The organism is Sphingobacterium shayense, assembly GCF_013179575.1.
Lineage (GTDB): Bacteria > Bacteroidota > Bacteroidia > Sphingobacteriales > Sphingobacteriaceae > Sphingobacterium > Sphingobacterium shayense.
The window spans coordinates 28,915-46,531 of the sequence record NZ_JABMCQ010000011.1; the positions used below are offsets into that span (position 1 = coordinate 28,915).

The window sequence follows — 17,617 nt, forward strand, 5'->3', positions numbered from 1 at the left end:
TAAAAGGCTTCTGACGCGTGGGCACAAGTTCGTGTTCATAACGGGCACTAGTTAAAAGTGCCGCACTACGCAAACACTTTCTACAACCAAAGATAAAAAATCACATCACAAAAAACCATAATCTAACTCAATTCTTTTGAATCTAATTCAAAACCTGAAAATCCTGCATTAACAAAGATCCAAACGAGTAACTTAGTTATAAAAGGGGTATTTAAATGAGGTGAAAATTTTGTTTTGCAACAGGGAAATCAATGAAGTAATTAAAGAAAGTCAAGATTATAAAACTGACATTATCTTTTATATCTTAGATACAATCGAGCAATTTACCGGCAATTTATAAAGCATCTGACAGCGCTGGGTACATTGTAGCATCTAATCAACAAAACAATTCATTCAACATCTACCCTAGAGAAGGAGATACAGGAAACACTAATCAACATACGTTTATGGCCGGAGGTGCCTGCATCCGCTATTGAATGCGACGGGGCAGATGCCATCGCCATGCCGAATGGATCGATGTTCCCTAAAGGAATGCTCGTAGCGATGAGTAAAGGAGTGGTATACCACTATTAGGATTGGGAGATATTCCAAGACGTAATCGACTGTAAATAAAAGCTTAAATTTAGCTTTAGTAAACTGAATGCCTCAAAACCTAATAGCTTTTGAGGCATTCTCATTTGTAAATAAAGCAGATTACTCCGGCTGCTAAGGACTCCTCTTTACGGGGCTTCCATACCAAATTGCCAATCTAAGCCATTTGTAGATCATGAGGCATGAATATAACTAATCTCGTCTGCATTGGAATTTCTTTAATTTAGTTGCTGAAGAGAAGCTTATGGCTATTGAGCATAAACTTTATACCGCCCTTCCCTTCGTTCCAATGTAAGCACTACGAGAAAAATGATCCTTTAAATACGAAGATATATTATTTAACATCGAAGTAGAACTCATTAACCGTATTAAAACTATCCAAAAAAGAAAAGAGATTTTTTTCTAAAACAGGGACAAAATAAGTCAAGTTATTGGTTTTCCAACAACGTTCTATATGGGCTTTTCTAAAAAAAGAAGATAGCGAAGTAATGAATTCGTTTTCAATGGAAATGACATCGTGGGTTCTATATGACTAAAAATAAAACATGCATATGATGATAAAAGGATATTATTTTTACCGTTGTAGTATCAAGTCTTTTCTTTGAAGAAGAGATCCAAATAAGACCGTTAGATACTAAAAATAATACACCCTCCATGCCTCTCCTCGATGCACACTTGGGGGGTCTTCTCTTTTTACAGCCTATGGCAAAGAAATCATATGATAAACCTCCGTTAGCTTTTGTCGATCAGTTACAAAACTGAAAGAACCGCGGGTTGGAAATACTAGATGATCAACGTTCTATTTCTTATTTACAACAAATTAGTTATTATCAGGTGACAATAATAGCCTGAGTAACAAACTAGGCCATCTCTTCAACAAATATCCCTCGGTACCTATTAAATATTTGGGTATTCCCTCAGACGGTCACGGAAATTTACTAAACTGGAAAGAAGAGCCCTTATTCAACAATTAATATTGCACTTTAAAACACCGTACATATTACGACGGAATTTTCACAACGTGAATTAGAAAACTCGGTTTACATTTTCGTTTAACGGATACTATACTTGTACAGTTCTCAATCAGCGGCTTTTTCATAAGGCTTTATCGACAACATCTCACTTGTCGAAACCGAATAGGCATAAATACGATTTACGGAATCATCCTTGATAAAATAATAGTTCGCCGTTTTATAAATAAGGAATTTGTGTTTATCGTCGTTACGCAAAATAGGTGTTTCTTGATGTTGCTTGAGCACAATATCATATCTCGGTCTTGAAGTTTGAATTTGTGAAGCTTCACTTCTCGCCATTGAATAAGTACATAAAAACACGAAAGCGACTAATAATATGTGACCAGCGAAATTATTTTTAAAGAAAATTATAAAAAGAAATATAGCAGTCAAAGATATTAAGGCGGCAATAGTAATTTTAGGAAGTCCATAAATATGTAACAAAATTCCTAACACTAAAAGGACGGCGATTATAATTAACACAATGATAAATTTAGTAACTTGGAAATTATACCCGTTTTTATGCATAATACTAAGAAGAATCGCTATTGTTCCGGGAAACATTAAAATAGAAAGTAGAACTACATGCATTAATTTCTCATATAACACGGGAAGTGCGTCTGCGATGTCAAAAAAAGCCAAAAAATAATTAAACCCAAATTCATCAAGGTAAATCCATAGATAAAAGAACCCTACAGTTGTAACGAATGACGTTACAATTGCGAAATCGATAACAGTTATGTCTTTAGCTAGTCGAAATGGTTCGTTGAGTCTCGATGTAATGCGGGACACATTCGAAAAAATATGACGTTTAAGATTTTTCATAGTATATGTTAATTCATTTTATTAATAAATATATAAAACATCTTTTATATCTACGAAGCAAAGAAAGTGTTTATTAATATCTTTGGTAAGAATTATACGCAAATTAATTTAACATCCTTTAAAAGCCTTTTTCTCATTTTTTTTTCAATCGTACAAAAATTTGATTTCACAGAACCGAGTCTATTTGACCTCGAACACCGCTTTGTTGTACACTAGGATTAGTAACTACTATTGCATACTGGCGCTTTACACTGTCCCCGATCACGCTCAAAAGTTCTATACATTTTTAAAAATACTATCTTTAGCTAACGCGTTTACGCTAAGATTTCCCCCTCTTTTTCGCCTCCACTGAAAAAGGGGGATAGAATTCCCCCTTTGGCGCTGTATTACTATTGCAAACGCTTCTTTCTTAACTAGCACTCAGGTCATTTAATAACCCTTATTTTGTGTAAGAAGGTTGTTTAACTGCAACTCTAAATATGGTATGGGAAAAATGAGCCTTTCCGCAGTCAGTTTATAGGCATTTGCCGCTATGTGCCCATATTTAGCCTTCATTTGCTCGCCATGTGCATTCATTACTTCAATTGCATTATCCGTCCTTATCAAATCATGCCACCGATGATTTTCAAATGCCATTTCTACACGTCTTTCTTTCAAAATCAACCTTGCTAGTCGAGATTTATCAGTACTATTGATGGCGGGCAATTGGCCTCCTGCTCGTTTACGAACCATATTTAACGGGGCTAGCGCCTCGGTAGCTTTACCGGTCTCATTCAAGCACTCAGCAAGCATCAAAAGCACATTAGAATACCTATAAATGGGCCAGTTGTCGTCGGTGTTTCGCTCTCGGTTATGGCTATGCAAATATTTTTTCACAAAAGGCTTAGCCGTCTTTCCAGTAGGTTTAACATATCCATCGCTTTGTTTTACCGCTTGAATTACAAAACTTCCATCCGCGGCGATAATTCCTTCTGCAATTCCAATTGACCCATTTTCTCTCGTATCTCCTTCTTCATAAGCACTTATCATATCCTCTGTCGGCACGTTGAAACCTCCATAGTTAAGCGTGTTCGACTCAATACCAGTTATTAGTGCCACGTTATTCGATTTGGGAATAAACCAATAGCTAAACATACTATGCTGTCCCTGGTCCCCCATCATAAATTGTATCTCAAAGATTGACTCTGTATTATTCTTTCTACTGGGTTCAAATACATCAGCATAATTAGGAAGTAAACTATAGCCCATCTCTTGCACTTGCTTTAACAAGGGTAAAGCGGCAGCAAAATCTTTTTTAGTCATATATACATCTGCTAACAGCGTACTCGCTGCGCCCTTCGTTATTTTACCGTCTTGTGGAAAATTAGGCTTTGCTAGTTTTTCAATCGCCTGTTTAAGATCTTCAATAATCACTTCATAAATCTCCGGAATAGCGGATTTTGGAAGAAAGGCTTGCTGCTCGTTTGTGACCTCATTCAAATAAAGAGGAACCTCCCCAAAATACCGCACAAGGTTAAAATAAAAGTACGCCCTTAAAAACTTTGCCTGGCCAATAATCGTGTTTTTAGCTGCTTCATCAATTTGCGCCATTTCAATTCTATCGATGATCGTATTGGCCCGGGCAATACCGATATAGGATGCGTTAAAATATTCATTGGTCCATTGATTTTGTGAGTCATCGAGCATATCATCTATGTTTTCACGACGAACAATATGAATCCCCCGATCCGGAGCATAATAATCGTAATGCGTGTTATCCGAACGCATTTCACCCATTAAGTAGCCACTCTCACCAACGGTACTGCGAAGAGCCTGATACACGCCAGCTAAGGCCTGCGTAAACTGCTCCTCGGTTTGATAAAAGTCATCTGCGCCCAGTTCTGAATCAGGGGTCAGACTTAGAAAGTTCTCTTGACAAGAGGTTAATAATAACGCCCAAGCAAACATAATATATTTAAGTTTCATCTGTCAATTTTTAAAATCCAACATTTATTCCGACCGTATACGTCCTAGGGATAGGGTAAGCGGTTTGATCAACACCTAAAGCCAAAGGGTTATATCCGCTAGTGCTTACTTCTGGGTTTGCGTACGGATATTTCGTCCACATGAACGCTTCCTGTACACTGCCATATATTCGTACTGATTTGATGTACTCGGAATGTAAATCAAACCTCTTACCTAACGTAATATTCTTAAGAGATAAATAATCCGCATCGTGTACCCACCGGGAGTTCGTAAAACGGTAGAGACCGGTGGTACCTGTCAAGGTTCGAGGCACCTGACCATTTCCTGGATTCTCTTCGGATCGCCATACATTAAGCATTTCTTTTCTCATGTTAAACACGCCATCGATATTTTCTGTATTCTCGAAAACCGCGGCCATTGTCTGCGCGCCCACAGAACCGGTAAATAGTATATTTAGGTCCCAGGTTTTATATCGAAATGTGTTATTAAATCCATAAATGAAATCCGGATTCGGATCGCCTAAGAATGTTCTGTCATTGTTATCGATGACACTATCACCGTTGATATCTTTCATCCTCACGGTGCCTACTTGTGAGGAAATATGTTTAGGGGCAGCATCGAACTCCGCTTGATTCATATACACACCGTCAAAAACATATCCGTAAAACTGGCCTATTGGTTTGCCCACTTCTGTGCGATTAAAATCCGCTTGATCACTGTAACCCCCGATTGGTGTGTTGTTTGTTCCGAGCTTCACAACTTCATTTCTGTTGAACGAGATATTGAAATCTGCATTCCACTGAAAATCTTCCCTGTCCATAATATTTGCATCAATTCCAATTTCATGACCCCAGAATTTAAAGGAACCAATGTTAGTAGAGATGGAAGAAAATCCCGAGGCTCGAGGCAACTCGATGGGGTAGAGCATTCCGTCTGTTACCTTATGATAATAATCGTAATGGAAATTAACTTTGTTTTCAAATAAGGACACATCTAATCCTAGATCCCACTGCTTTGTTTTTTCCCAGCTGAGTAAGGTATTCCCAAGCGAGGTGATAGACAATCCCTGGTTCAAAATATTCCCAAAAGTATAGTTTGTTGTCCCCATCATCGCAATCGACGTATAGTTCCCAATATTATTGTTTCCGACGACTCCGTAGCTAGCGCGAAGCTTCAAAAAAGAAATAAGCGAATTATCCATCAAAAAATCTTCGGAGGAAAGCAACCAACCGGCAGAAATCGAAGGGAAAGTACCCCATTTTTTATCACTGCCGAACCGAGAGGAACCGTCACGGCGGACGGCCGCTGATAGCAGATATTTACCTTTATAATCGTAGTTTAACCGACCGATTACCGACTCCAAAGTCCAAGAAGCGGTACTGCTACCCGAGCTGGTCACAGTCGCCCCGGCGTTTAGCCAGGGGATGTCATCATTTGGAAAATCAGTTTTACTAAGCCGTCCACTTTGGATCATATACCGCTGAGTGGTATAACCTAACAGCACGTCAAAATTGTGATCGTCTAAGGACTTATTATAGGTAAGTAGATTCTCGTTTAACCAGGAATAATAATTGTCGGTATTGTAGGCACCAGTGGCACGTTGCGGCGGCGCGACGAACAGTCCTCCGCCGGCAGTTGATGGCGTAAAATTCTGCTGCACAAGGTCTCCTAAATCATAATCTGCTCTAACGGCAAGATTCAGATTATCCCAGATATTATACTTAGCAGAAACATTACCAAGCAAACGCAGTCGCTTAAAATTATCTTGCTTTTCAAGTAGTACACGAAGCCAATTTGGATTGGCAAACATCCCGTATGTATTTGTTGTCAGCGGCATCGATCCATCTTCCAGTACAGCTGCAGAAATCGGGCTGGTTATAAAAGCGCCATCGATCACCTGCCGCTGGCCGTCGGTATTAATGAGTGTGTTATGATCTAACTGCAGTGAGGGAGCAACGTTGAACCCTAGGGTCAACCGTTTATTGGGCCGGTACTCCGTATTCGCGCGAAAGCTATACCGCTGATAACCGGTGTTAAGCAATATACCCTGCTGATTAAAATAACCAGCCGACACGGCCGTACTTATTTTTTCGTTTGCACCAAGCACCGAGAGCGAGTAGCTCTGGATGGGAGCACCTTTATCAAAAAGTACATCGTACCAGTCCGTTCCTTCACCATATTGATCGGGATTACGGTAGTCTTCTGGTATTTCCGCCAGGCCAGTTGCTGGAAGAACCCAATTTTCGTACTTGATCTTGTCTTGATAGAACATGTTTTGCCAATGTGCGAATTCATTCGCATTCATCACATCTGGGCGTCCTCGCTGTGGTAAATATTGCGCTCCGTAATAGGTATTAAAGTCAATGGAGACCCCATCAGCTTTCCCTTTTTTTGTTGTTATCAACACGACACCATTCGCAGCGCGCGAACCATACAAAGCCGTTGCCGAGGCATCTTTTAGAACAGAAAAACTTTCGATTTCATCGGGATTAATATTGTTAATATCACCGGTTATTGCTTGTCCATCGACAACATATAAAGGATTATTTCCCGCGTTCATAGATGCCGAACCTCGAATTCTAACAGCCATACCTTGGCCTGGCTTACCGTTTATCTGTGTTATTTGCACACCAGGAATTCTGCCCTGCATTTTTTGGGTGAATTGGCCGACGGGTACGTCCTTAGCTTTTGACGCTTTCATCTCAGAAATCGCGCCTGTTACCTTCGCTTTTTGTTGGGTACCGTAACTCACGACAATTACTTCTTCAATATCCTGAGTGTGCTTAGAAAGCATAACTTCCATAGGTGTTGTACCTGCTATAACGACCGTATCCTTATAGCCAACTAGCGAAAACTTAAGTGGACTACTTGCGGCCGCATTAATGATAAAGTTGCCTGAAGCATCCGTTTTCGTCGATTGGCCGCTGGAAATTACCGTTACTGTTACGGCTATTAAAGGGCCAGCTCCATCAGAAACTGATCCCCTCACGCTAGTTGACTCTTGGGCAAACACCCTAGCAGAGACAATACCTAGTAATAGTAACACCATCATCAATGGCTTACTCAGATTTCTTTTTTTCATAATTTTCTATCGTTTAGTTGGTTTACTTTAAATAGTTTATAATTTATCCGGCAACGAATAATAGCTGAGCTGTCCTGTCGGCAGCACAGCTCAGCTACAACCATCTAGTTATTCGGAGAGCTCTAAAAGCTTAAAATCTTGGAGCAACCCAAAGTCATGGGTTTGGTAGGATTCTCCTGATTTTTTTCCAGAGATATTTCTAAAATGCCATGGCGAAACCATCCCCGGTGCGGGGTTGTTATGAAACGGTCCGAGTGTGTTTTTCAGCGCGCCCACAACGATAACTTCAATCTCATTTTCACCCGGTGTTAGTTCAGACAGCTCTAGCTGAAACGGTGGGTAGCTGATATCTCCGACCAGTCTACCATTCACTTTCACCACGGCGGCTGTACCTTTCCACTCCTGCAACTGTAACAGGTATTTCTTGGAAGGTTGCACATCAAGTTTCTTTACGTAGCCAGCCGAGAATCCATACATTGGACGTCCATTTTCTTTCCAGGAGCCAAGAGCTGGCGCTATAGCTTTTGTTATTCTCCATCCGTCGGAAGTAGGCTGAGTGGCAAAATCACCTAGAACATATACCGGTTCAATTTCAGCGTAGATACTCATTCCCTTGCGCCTGAGTGATAGTGTATTTGCTCCAGGACGAACATTTGGAATCTTGTATGTCTTAATATCTTTGTCAATGAACCATCCCTGAGCGTCCCGATCGATAGGTTTATCGTTAAAATAGATTTCCCACAAACTGTCTCTTTCAATGGCGATTTGTAGGTCATCAGCAGTGAAGTCCGCACTAACCTGGATGTGGTAGTCAATCTGTAAAGACTTGTCTTTTGCAAAAGTATCTCTCCTTACCGTTTCATCTTTAAACTGAACAGAAGTATTCCATGGGTTTCCATCTTCAAAGCCAAAATATTTAAAAAGAGTATCGTTTGCTTCAAATACATATTTAGATACCTGCTTTTGCCCGTCAATAATTAGGTCGCAAAAGTCAACTGTTAACACATTAGGTTGATAATAAACGACTTCAGTCGCCGTATTTATCACCTTGCCATCGTGCGCTTTCGGTGATCCATCGCTAGTCGGGAACGAATATTTTTCGTTAGATAAAAAGTACATGGAGCTCTCCACAGGGGCTAAAGAAAGCGATAGGTTCTTCCCCCCGGTTCCATCAAAATCTGAAACCTTTTTCACCGTTCCTGTGAATAAATCCATTTTATAAACATGTTTGAATTCCACCGGTACTCTTAGGGAGATCGGGTCATCAAGGCTCGTATTTGTTAGAAATAAAATCTCGCCTGTCGCCAGTTCTCGCCTGTGATGGTATAAGGAAACCGGGTTAGAATCGGTCTGAGTAATTAGCGGTGAAGCATTTATCTGCTCAAACTTAAATGACTCAGGTTCTTGAAATTTTGCATTAATCCGCTCAAGATCTTCTTTATTCTCCTTTCCGTCAACATATTTAATCCTCGAAAGAACAACGAGGTTCCCTCCTTGATCCAAAAATTTATTCAGCAAAGCGAGCGTCGGTCGATCCAGATTTTCCATTTTCGGAGGAAGGATCACGTTTGCATACTGCCTATGCCCTATTTGAAATTTATCTGCTTGTATCCCACCTTTATCTTTAATAATATTCTCTGATCCTAAATCATATTCAATTTGTGCATTTTCTAACCTGCGAACAAATTGCTGGAAGACTCTGCCGATCGAATCTCGAACGATGTTATCTCCTTCAAACTTACTGTACATCCATGTAGTTGAGGTGGGTTCAATAATGCAGATGTCATTGACCTGTTTTCCAAGTGAAAGTGTTAACGATAATCGGGCAAAATAATCGTTCAGATTTTTGTAGTACGACCACCATGGCGAGTGGTAAGAAAATGATGGTGGATAATCGTACTTTCTAGCACCGACTATAGTCATAAAAGAAAGGTGTTGGTTCAACGTGTTGACACCTAAAGCATATTGCCAATCCCCCAATCTTTTCATATCCTTAAAGGTAAGCTCCCATCCCCCACCTCCGTAAGTTTCACTCAAGGTTCTCTTTGCGCCCGTCTGGTTGGCGACGCTAGAGAGCTCCTTCACGGCGCGAATATTTCCGAACTGTGCATTTGGGCTACTTTCATCAAACTGATTGAATAGCATATCAATTCCGGGGCGTTGGTGCCAGGCATACATTGCCATATTGTCTCCACCATGATTAGGATTAGGCCAGCCATGTTCCCAGTAATGCCCGGTCCATTCCAGCCCCTTCTTCTCGGTGTATGCATACCAAGGTTTGCTCCACCTGTCAATAAACATTTGAAGCAGCGTTTGGTAATAATTATGCCGAACCCGCTTCCAATCGCCTAATTCTAAATATAAACTAGGCAAATTCTCTGCAAGTGAGTAACCCCATTTCTCCTTAAAAACTTGAAATAGATCTGGTGTCCAGCGGATATTACCACGGCCCTGCACCTCGATATTAGGCTCATCGGTAAAAATTCCCGGAATAGTGCTACCCAATTCATCACCTAAGTGTTTCTCATATCCTCGCATTGTTACCTCGATAAATTTTTCGGTTACCCCTTTGGCAAGAAGGTCCACATAAGAATACCCCCCATACCAAGGTGTTTGTTCATAATTTTGCTTTCTGAAAATATAAAAGCTCGAGTCACTATGTTGGGATGAACTTTTTACTTGGGTGAACTTACCTTCGTTATCCTTTTGAACAACTACAAAGACAGCTGAATCAGTAGCAGGAAAAACATCGCTTACTTCCATATGAAGCATCTGCCCTTGATTATATGAGCTTGGCATTTCCGCGGGGACATGTCCTCCGGCAAAACCACTTGGATAGGAGTTCTCATCGTATATCCAAACGTCCAGTCCTATACTTTTACCCTGCTGGACAGTGTACTTATACAGCTCGAACCACTCTTCGGACAAATAAGGGGTAATAAGCCCTGGCCGCGGATGGACAAACACACCACCAAAACCCTTTTCCTTGAGTTCCAGAAGCTCAAATTTAATGCTTTGCTTATCGACTCTAGTGTTCCAAACCCACAGGGGAGCGCTTCTAAATTCCTTATCAGGGTTTTCAAATTTTTTAACTATAGCCAAGAAATCATCTGGGCTATTCTCCTGCGCCCTACTCAGCCCCAATTGAAAGGTCGCGATTAGTAAAAAGTAAAGTAGGTGTCTCATAAATGTTCTCATTAGTATTGATTAGTTTCTTTTTCCGTTAACAAACTCTCACCGACCGGATCCCAAGTATTTTCCCAAATTTCTCAATCTTTGACCATACATGTCCCACCCCAACAGCACAGTGGTGGGCCGGGCCGTAGCTGTTCCAAGTCTCCATAAATTCTTTAGCTCCTATAGCAAACCGGTACCGGGAATTCGTATTGCCAATTTCTAGAATCTGTCCCGGTACAGATTCTCCATGAGCGACCAATAAAAGTAGATTACCATCAGATCCTTCCACCACGGACAGCAGGGTCACAGGACCTAACTGTACCTGCATTTCAACAGCTAGCCCTTTGCCGATTTTACCGTGATAAACCTCCAGTGGTCTGACCTTAGTTTTTCCCACACCAATCTTAAGGTGCCCCGGTCCGTCATGCCCCATCAAGATTACATCGTCGTTAAAATCCATTGCGTAATACTCTGTAAAGGATCCGCCTACCCCAAAAGCATCTAAAATTTTCATCGCCTGAGCATTTTTAATTTCATATTCACCAGCTACGGGTACATTTTGGGAAGTAAGAAAAGAGGTTCCGAGTATAATAGAGGTTATTGTATCTTCGTTTTCCGTGCCCGGAATTCCTTTATGGTAATAGGCAATGGAGCCGAGTTTATACTTTTCCACTAGGCGTTCCAGAGCAATAGAGGTTATCGCCGCCCGCAACAGTTCGGTTTCCTCGCAACCGCTTTGTATCTCAAAGACGTCCCGGAAGACTGACACGCGCCCCTCAGCCTCTTGGCTGGTCACATTTTTTCGCATAGCCGTCAGTTCATCGATCTCTAATATTTCAATATGACCTCCAAATGTTCTGACCTGCTTTGTAAGGTCCGTGTAGATATCCATCATACCAGAATAATAGGTCCCGATAGCTCCTAAACGGTTGTGAGCCATAATTTTTGCCACATGTGCTGCCATCATCCATTCTGCTAATTCCCGCCAACACGGATCTGACTTATCAAGCCTTCCAGTGATCTGGAAAAAAGGGATTCCCACACGGCGAAAAACATTTGCTATTTCTGGAACTGGACAAGCTCCACAATGACGCAGCCATTCGCCCGTCATTGCTCGACGGCTAGAAAGCTGGTTAAAACGTGAATAATCGATCGCATTATCTGGCGATAGGTTTAAGATAATGATCGGCACTTTGGCTAATTGTGCGGCAGGTACAACGCTTGCTGAAAGTGCGTACGTTGCTGAATGTATTAAAAGTAGGTCGATCTGCTGCTGCCTACATGCATGCCCAGTGTCAAAGGCTCCATCAACAGTATCTATCAGACCATAGTTTATGCAGTGAACGAAATCAGCATTGATTTGTGCATGTACAGTGGATAAATAATTTTTTAACTGCGCGTTTAAATCTTCAAATTGCTCCCAATAGGTATTGAGTCCAATACCAAAAAGTCCGACGTTCAGCGTTATTTTTTCTGCCATAAATAATTATCTCAGGTTTAATCCTTCGGTGTTTATAATATTGTATGACACAAATTTAGCGCGTGAGGCTGCGACAGGACATAGACATTTTGATAATTATCCTGTAAATTTTGGCAAAAGTTTAAAATTACGCCTGCATAGAATAGCGTTTTTTGAAAGCTATAGGTGAGAACCCTGTCCGTTCCTTAAAAAATTTAGAAAAATAATATTCCGATTCAAAGTTTAATTCATACGCAATCTCTTTGATAAGTTTATCAGTATATAGTAAGAGATTTTTCGCACGGTCTACTTTCAATTGAATCAAGTATTGACCAGGAGCGAGTCCAGTATGTCTTTTGAAAATTTTTCTAAACGTCGAATAGCTGGTTTGTAGCTCATTTGCAACATCATTCAAGTTTAGCGTGCTCCCTGCATTTTCTCGAATCATGACCATAGCCTTCTGAACGAGCTGCTGGTGATCTTTGTTGGCTCTTATTAAGTTCTGCTGCTTTTCAAGGGAATTGACAAGTCCGAGTAAATGCAGAATCATTCCTCCGGCCAATGATTGATAACCGGGTAATTCAGCCTCGGCCTGAGCCAAAAGACTCTCATATAAGCATATAATTTCTGGCCGCACGCCTGTATAAATCAATGCATTTGCAGGTTGAAAAATGTAACTTTTGACTAAGGAATCGATAACAAAGCCCTCGAAGCCAATCCAATATTCCACCCAACCTGTCTGCGTATCGGGTTTGTATCGATGCCACTCACCTGGAAACAGTAAAATGAATGAACCTTCCCCGACTTTAATTTCACCTATGGTTTTAGACTCAAACACCCCATTGCCTCTAGAAATATAAATGAGTTGATACTCTTGAAGAATGCGCCCCTGTAGCCATTTAAATTCATAGGCCTCGGGATGCTGATTGTTGGGATAGCCCACATTGTTAGCAACCTCACCGCATCCTGTATTCAGTAGGGTTAATCCCCATTTATTATCTTGGCCACTAGTAGGTAGATATTTGTAGTAACTTTCCATCACCTGAAGGTTTATAAAAAACTAACATAATCATTTTTGCACTAAAACTAAAGAACGATATTTCCAGAGCGGCTCGTTGACATAATTCCAAAAACAAAATGGCCCTTCACAAAACTTGGACTCTTGTTCTAAAAGGACGAACTTGTCCCCCTCTAGCAGCATAATTAGTAAAAAACAACCCGTTCTTCCACCAAGGGAAAATACTTCACAGGCGTTAATTAAAATAATAGACTAACCAATAGGAGACAGATAATGCTGTGGGCATCATCAGATTTACTAACAATTAACCCTCGTCGCTCTAATTGCTTTATTTGTTCATCAATAGTAAATGCTTGTTTTTTATACATAAAAATTAAGACATAAAGGATTAAGATCTGGTTATAAAACAAAAGACACGCCCTGGGACGCTGTTCTTACGGGTAGCGTGGCGTGTACTGTTGATACAAACAAACATAATTACCTTTGCATTAACAAATATCATTTGTAAAGCGCACTGTCACGGAGTCACTTTACACTACCCCATAAACTAAAATTATGTTTCATCGTGCAAGTGATTGTATGCTTTGCCTGACCTGCTAGGCCCTGGGCGCACTACCGGTTTTGTACAGCTTCCGAAACACGTATTGAGCATCCAGAATTCTTGCAAAGACATCTTGGTCTGTGGACGGAACAACTATATAAATCAACTTATTCCTTGTTATTTTTTTCTTCTTCCTTGACAGGAGGCATTGGTTTACGAAATCTATTTTGGATAAAAACTTCATGGCCATCTGCAAAGGTAAAAATTAGGTCGTTAAATCGACCGCGCATTCTTATCTGCAAATTATCCCTGTCTGTATCGCTAATATGAAAGCTTTGTATGCTTTGAATGGCCATCTGTTTACGTTCACGATCACCTTCCGTTAGACGGTAAACACCCGATCGGTCGACCTTAATCTTCATTTCGCGCCCCTCATTATCTGAAATATCATAATTTCCATTAATTTTTTGATTGACGCTAATTTCATACCCCTTCTCGTCTTTTATACTTTTCTTTCCTCCCAGACTGAATTTAAAGGTCATCGTATACTCTTTCCCGTTATCGTTACTGAAATAGGTTTTGTTAAAACCGTTCGATCTTGATTTTACCCAGTTACCGCTCGCTGTTTCAAGCGAATAATTGCCCTGAAGATCCGGCGCAATGGAGACGAAATTGTTGTCCTCATCATAGATTTCAAATCCCCCCGACCTGTTATTTTCAAGCATTAGATAATCACTTTTGCTAAAATTTGATAACGCCTCATCGCTAAAGACATTCAACCAGAGAACTGTGCTGCCCAAATATTCACCAAAGATCTGATTATATACCAATTCTAATAGTTGATGTTCCCCTATCCGGTAAAACAAATCTTCATTTTCGCTATGAACAGAATCCTTAAGTATTACATCAAAACGATCAGACAACGGCCGAGCGTTTGCCCTTAGGGAAATACCAGATATGAACAAAACTAAAAGACAGAGATAATGTAAGGCTTTCATAACGATAGTTTTTAAATAGAAACAAGATAAGGTCGACGGCACCCTCTAAATTTAAAGACTATGAAGAAAAAAAATAGTTTAACTAAATCAAAAATAACGTGCTGATATGCGCAATAATGTTTTTAAGGTCGCACTAAAATTTATACCCTAACGTAATACCATTTTCACGGGTATAACCTATTATAACCATAGAACTGAGCGTATGTTAGGTATACCTCGTATTGGAAAGATATTCTACCCCAAGACTCACCCCCTATGGCATCTATTGGTATTAATTGATGTATAATCCAAAATGATTTCACTATCAATTCCATTTGTTCTTCATTCCCCAATATGAATGTAGAATCGCCTTTGTATACAACAACAAATCAATTCGTTAAGGTCCGGACCGATTTGAATTCAATTCCTGAATAATCTTCCGAGCTTGCGAGGCGACGTATGGATTCTCATGCTTGGCTAGTAGTTCAATTTCTGACCTTATCTCTGGATTATCAGCCGCGTAATTCTTTAGGCATTTTAAGGATACATTTAAAAGTGCCCCGTTAAATTCCTTTAGCCTCCTTGCCAGTTCCGTGAGTACCGTTTTATCAGGACTTTCACTTGTTGAAATCTTTTGGATCAAATTAGATTTAAGCGCATATTCTACATCGTCCAGTTTAGCCCAAAGTTTTTTCTGAAAATCTACATCGTTAAACCATTGAACAGGAATACAAGCAATTGCCTTTGAAGCCAAATTGTAAGAATCGCTTACTACCAGTTCAAGAACCCTTTGTTTTAATTCCGTCGGAGCTTCCGGGAAAAAACTCAATCGATCCAGTCCCCAAGTCCAGTCCCAAGGAATCGGGCTGTTCAAAATGTCTAATAATAATTCGGCAGATAAGTCGGAATCAGTAGCTTTGACCACGTCCTCCTGCATTTGTCCATATATCAAATGCCACATCGAATATGTCGTAAATACTGCTCCTGGAACAACATGCGCCAAGACATCTTTGGATGTTGGTCTTGTCACTGCATCGGCCGGTTCTAGGAGACTCGGTTTTGGTAATAATTCTTCATAGCGCAAATTACCTAGCGCAGAAAGACTATCCGCCAATATCCGATGCAACTGCTCATACTCTCGACCAATAAACGGTGTATGTTCTGCTTTGCTCAAGAATTCATTCGGTGGCAGTTCGAACCCCAGGTATCTGCCTGTGAGGTTCCAGTAAAGATTTACATTCAACATCCGGCAATTTCCATCAAAACAGATTTCTTTGAGAATTTTTCTATAGTATGAAAGTGGTGCATTTCCCATGTCCATCAACCGGTATAAAGTATCTGTCCCACGTACATTAGTTCCTGTATCAATTGGAATTCGGTCAATATAGGCAATATTTTGGGGTACCGTAGCCGTTCTGAAATATCCAATGGTATCTTGAAATGAAGGCTTGGCAAATAAGCTCATACACGCCCCAAATAGTAGAAAACATAAGAAAACAATAATGATCGGCTTTTTCACCATCCCGTTGCCCTTTAAGCTTCTTTAACTGGAACTATCGCACCGTGCTCAGTCAATAACTGATGAATATCAGAAATCTTAACCTTGTCTGGTGTGGTCCTTTGTGTGTTGGCAAGTACTGCTGCAGCCGCCGCAGCTTGTCCCATCCCCATACAGGATGCCTGGACTCGCAGTGCTGAATTCGCTAGTCGGTCACTCCCGACGCAACGACCGGCAACAATTAAATTACGACTTCCAGCAGGTATAAGGGCACGCAATGGCACCGTAGCGACCATGCCTTGTTCTAGATGCTTTGGAACCACCCCATTTGCGTCATGCAGATCAATGGGATAATAGGAGTAAGAAACCGCATCCTCAAAAACGCGCCCTGTTACATAGTCCTCGTGGGTAATTTTATAAATACTATCTATTCTAAAACTTTCCCTTGTTGCCGTCTCATTTTGCATATCCATAATTTTCAGCTTTTCCAACCCTGGGAGTCCTCGAAGAAATTTAAATGTCCTAAAAAGGGAAGCACGCCCTTTCACATTGGCCAAAGTATGAGATATCGAGGTGGTCGCATCTGCTCCATGGATATGTTGCACATTATCTCCCGCATTGCGAAGCAGGGACTGTACGCTTAGAAATTCTCCTTTAATTAAATCCCCCCGTTCCACTGCTTGATTGAACTCTGCAGTTATCATTTTCATATCAAGCTGATCCATTTGGTAGCCTCCAATACGAAACATCAAAGTTCCCGGCTGTATTTCTTCTTCTCGAAGAAGGTTATAGCCTGCTAACGAGACTACATTTGCATTGCCTGTACAATCGATCAACTGGTTACAAAATATCTCGGTTTGAGAACTTTTGCCGACCGTGATCACTTTCCAGCCATCCTTGGTTTCTACGGCCGAGACGGGGCTTTCATAAAACCGCAAGCCGACACCCGCCTCTACGCATTTATCTTCGATGACCATACTGTATAATGGCCCATTTAGTCGCACTTGGTGTTTCCAATGTTGCCTCCCATGTGGAATAGAAAAATCCGGAAGCTGATCGTTATTAAGCGCGACAGCCTCTTGAACCATCTCCCAGCCAATACCTCCAATAACTTGCTTCCCCCAGGCAAAGAATATTCCCGGAAAATTCACTCCTCCGGTGGTGGTGGTCCCCCCCAACATGCTTCCATTTTCAACCAAAACCGTTTTTTTACCGGCTCTAGCCGCTTGAATTGCGGCAACGACGCCCGCTGTTCCACCCCCAACAACTAATATATCGGTATTTACCGTTTCTTTTTTCAGCGAACGAGGCTTTTGCAAAACCTCACCCTTCAACAAATTTGTCGACGTCAAGCCTAATGATATGGCGCCCATAGCCGCCAAAGCTGATCTCCTTTTCATATGCTCTAATATTTTTTTTCAAGGTCAATAACCTGAGTTTTGATCCGCAACTGGATCGATTGCGTTGTTAT

10 protein-coding genes are annotated in these 17,617 nt (G+C 40.9%); 1 reads left to right on the forward strand and 9 read right to left on the reverse strand.

The features are described 5' to 3' along the window. The first annotated feature begins 332 nt into the window (after window positions 1-332). The gene (locus HP439_RS19695) at window positions 333-476 is read left to right on the forward strand and encodes a phytase (RefSeq protein WP_425501302.1); all 144 of its coding nucleotides are present in this window, start codon (window positions 333-335) and stop codon (window positions 474-476) included. A 1,194-nt stretch (window positions 477-1,670) separates the two neighbouring features. Here HP439_RS19695 and HP439_RS02875 read toward each other — a convergent pair. From HP439_RS02875 to HP439_RS02915, 9 genes are all read right to left on the reverse strand, one after another. Beyond that, entirely contained in the window at window positions 1,671-2,429 is a 759-nt protein-coding gene (locus HP439_RS02875) for a hypothetical protein (RefSeq protein WP_172388842.1), read from the reverse strand. A gap of 429 nt (window positions 2,430-2,858) precedes the next feature. Beyond that, on the reverse strand, window positions 2,859-4,394 hold the full coding sequence (locus HP439_RS02880) for a RagB/SusD family nutrient uptake outer membrane protein (protein WP_172388843.1): 1,536 nt from the start codon (window positions 4,392-4,394) through the stop codon (window positions 2,859-2,861). A 10-nt stretch (window positions 4,395-4,404) separates the two neighbouring features. After that, window positions 4,405-7,476: a SusC/RagA family TonB-linked outer membrane protein gene (locus HP439_RS02885; protein ID WP_172388844.1), complete on the reverse strand. Its 3,072-nt coding sequence runs from the start codon at window positions 7,474-7,476 to the stop codon at window positions 4,405-4,407. Window positions 7,477-7,584: 108 nt separating this feature from the next. After that, complete coding sequence (locus HP439_RS02890) at window positions 7,585-10,662, reverse strand: glycosyl hydrolase (protein WP_172388845.1); 3,078 nt, start codon at window positions 10,660-10,662, stop codon at window positions 7,585-7,587. A gap of 37 nt (window positions 10,663-10,699) precedes the next feature. Beyond that, window positions 10,700-12,133 carry an arabinose isomerase gene (locus HP439_RS02895; RefSeq protein ID WP_172388846.1) on the reverse strand — a complete coding sequence of 478 codons (1,434 nt, stop codon included), beginning with the start codon at window positions 12,131-12,133 and terminating at the stop codon, window positions 10,700-10,702. 127 nt (window positions 12,134-12,260) lie between these two features. Continuing rightward, window positions 12,261-13,151: an AraC family transcriptional regulator gene (locus HP439_RS02900; protein ID WP_172388847.1), complete on the reverse strand. Its 891-nt coding sequence runs from the start codon at window positions 13,149-13,151 to the stop codon at window positions 12,261-12,263. A 687-nt stretch (window positions 13,152-13,838) separates the two neighbouring features. Then, on the reverse strand, window positions 13,839-14,669 hold the full coding sequence (locus HP439_RS02905) for a hypothetical protein (protein ID WP_172388848.1): 831 nt from the start codon (window positions 14,667-14,669) through the stop codon (window positions 13,839-13,841). 376 nt (window positions 14,670-15,045) lie between these two features. Continuing rightward, window positions 15,046-16,113 (reverse strand): hypothetical protein, encoded by a 1,068-nt coding sequence (locus HP439_RS02910; RefSeq protein ID WP_172388849.1) that lies wholly within the window; start codon window positions 16,111-16,113, stop codon window positions 15,046-15,048. Window positions 16,114-16,181: 68 nt separating this feature from the next. Next, window positions 16,182-17,546, reverse strand: coding sequence for an FAD-dependent oxidoreductase (locus HP439_RS02915; protein WP_172388850.1), 1,365 nt, complete (start codon window positions 17,544-17,546; stop codon window positions 16,182-16,184). Window positions 17,547-17,617: the final 71 nt, after the last annotated feature.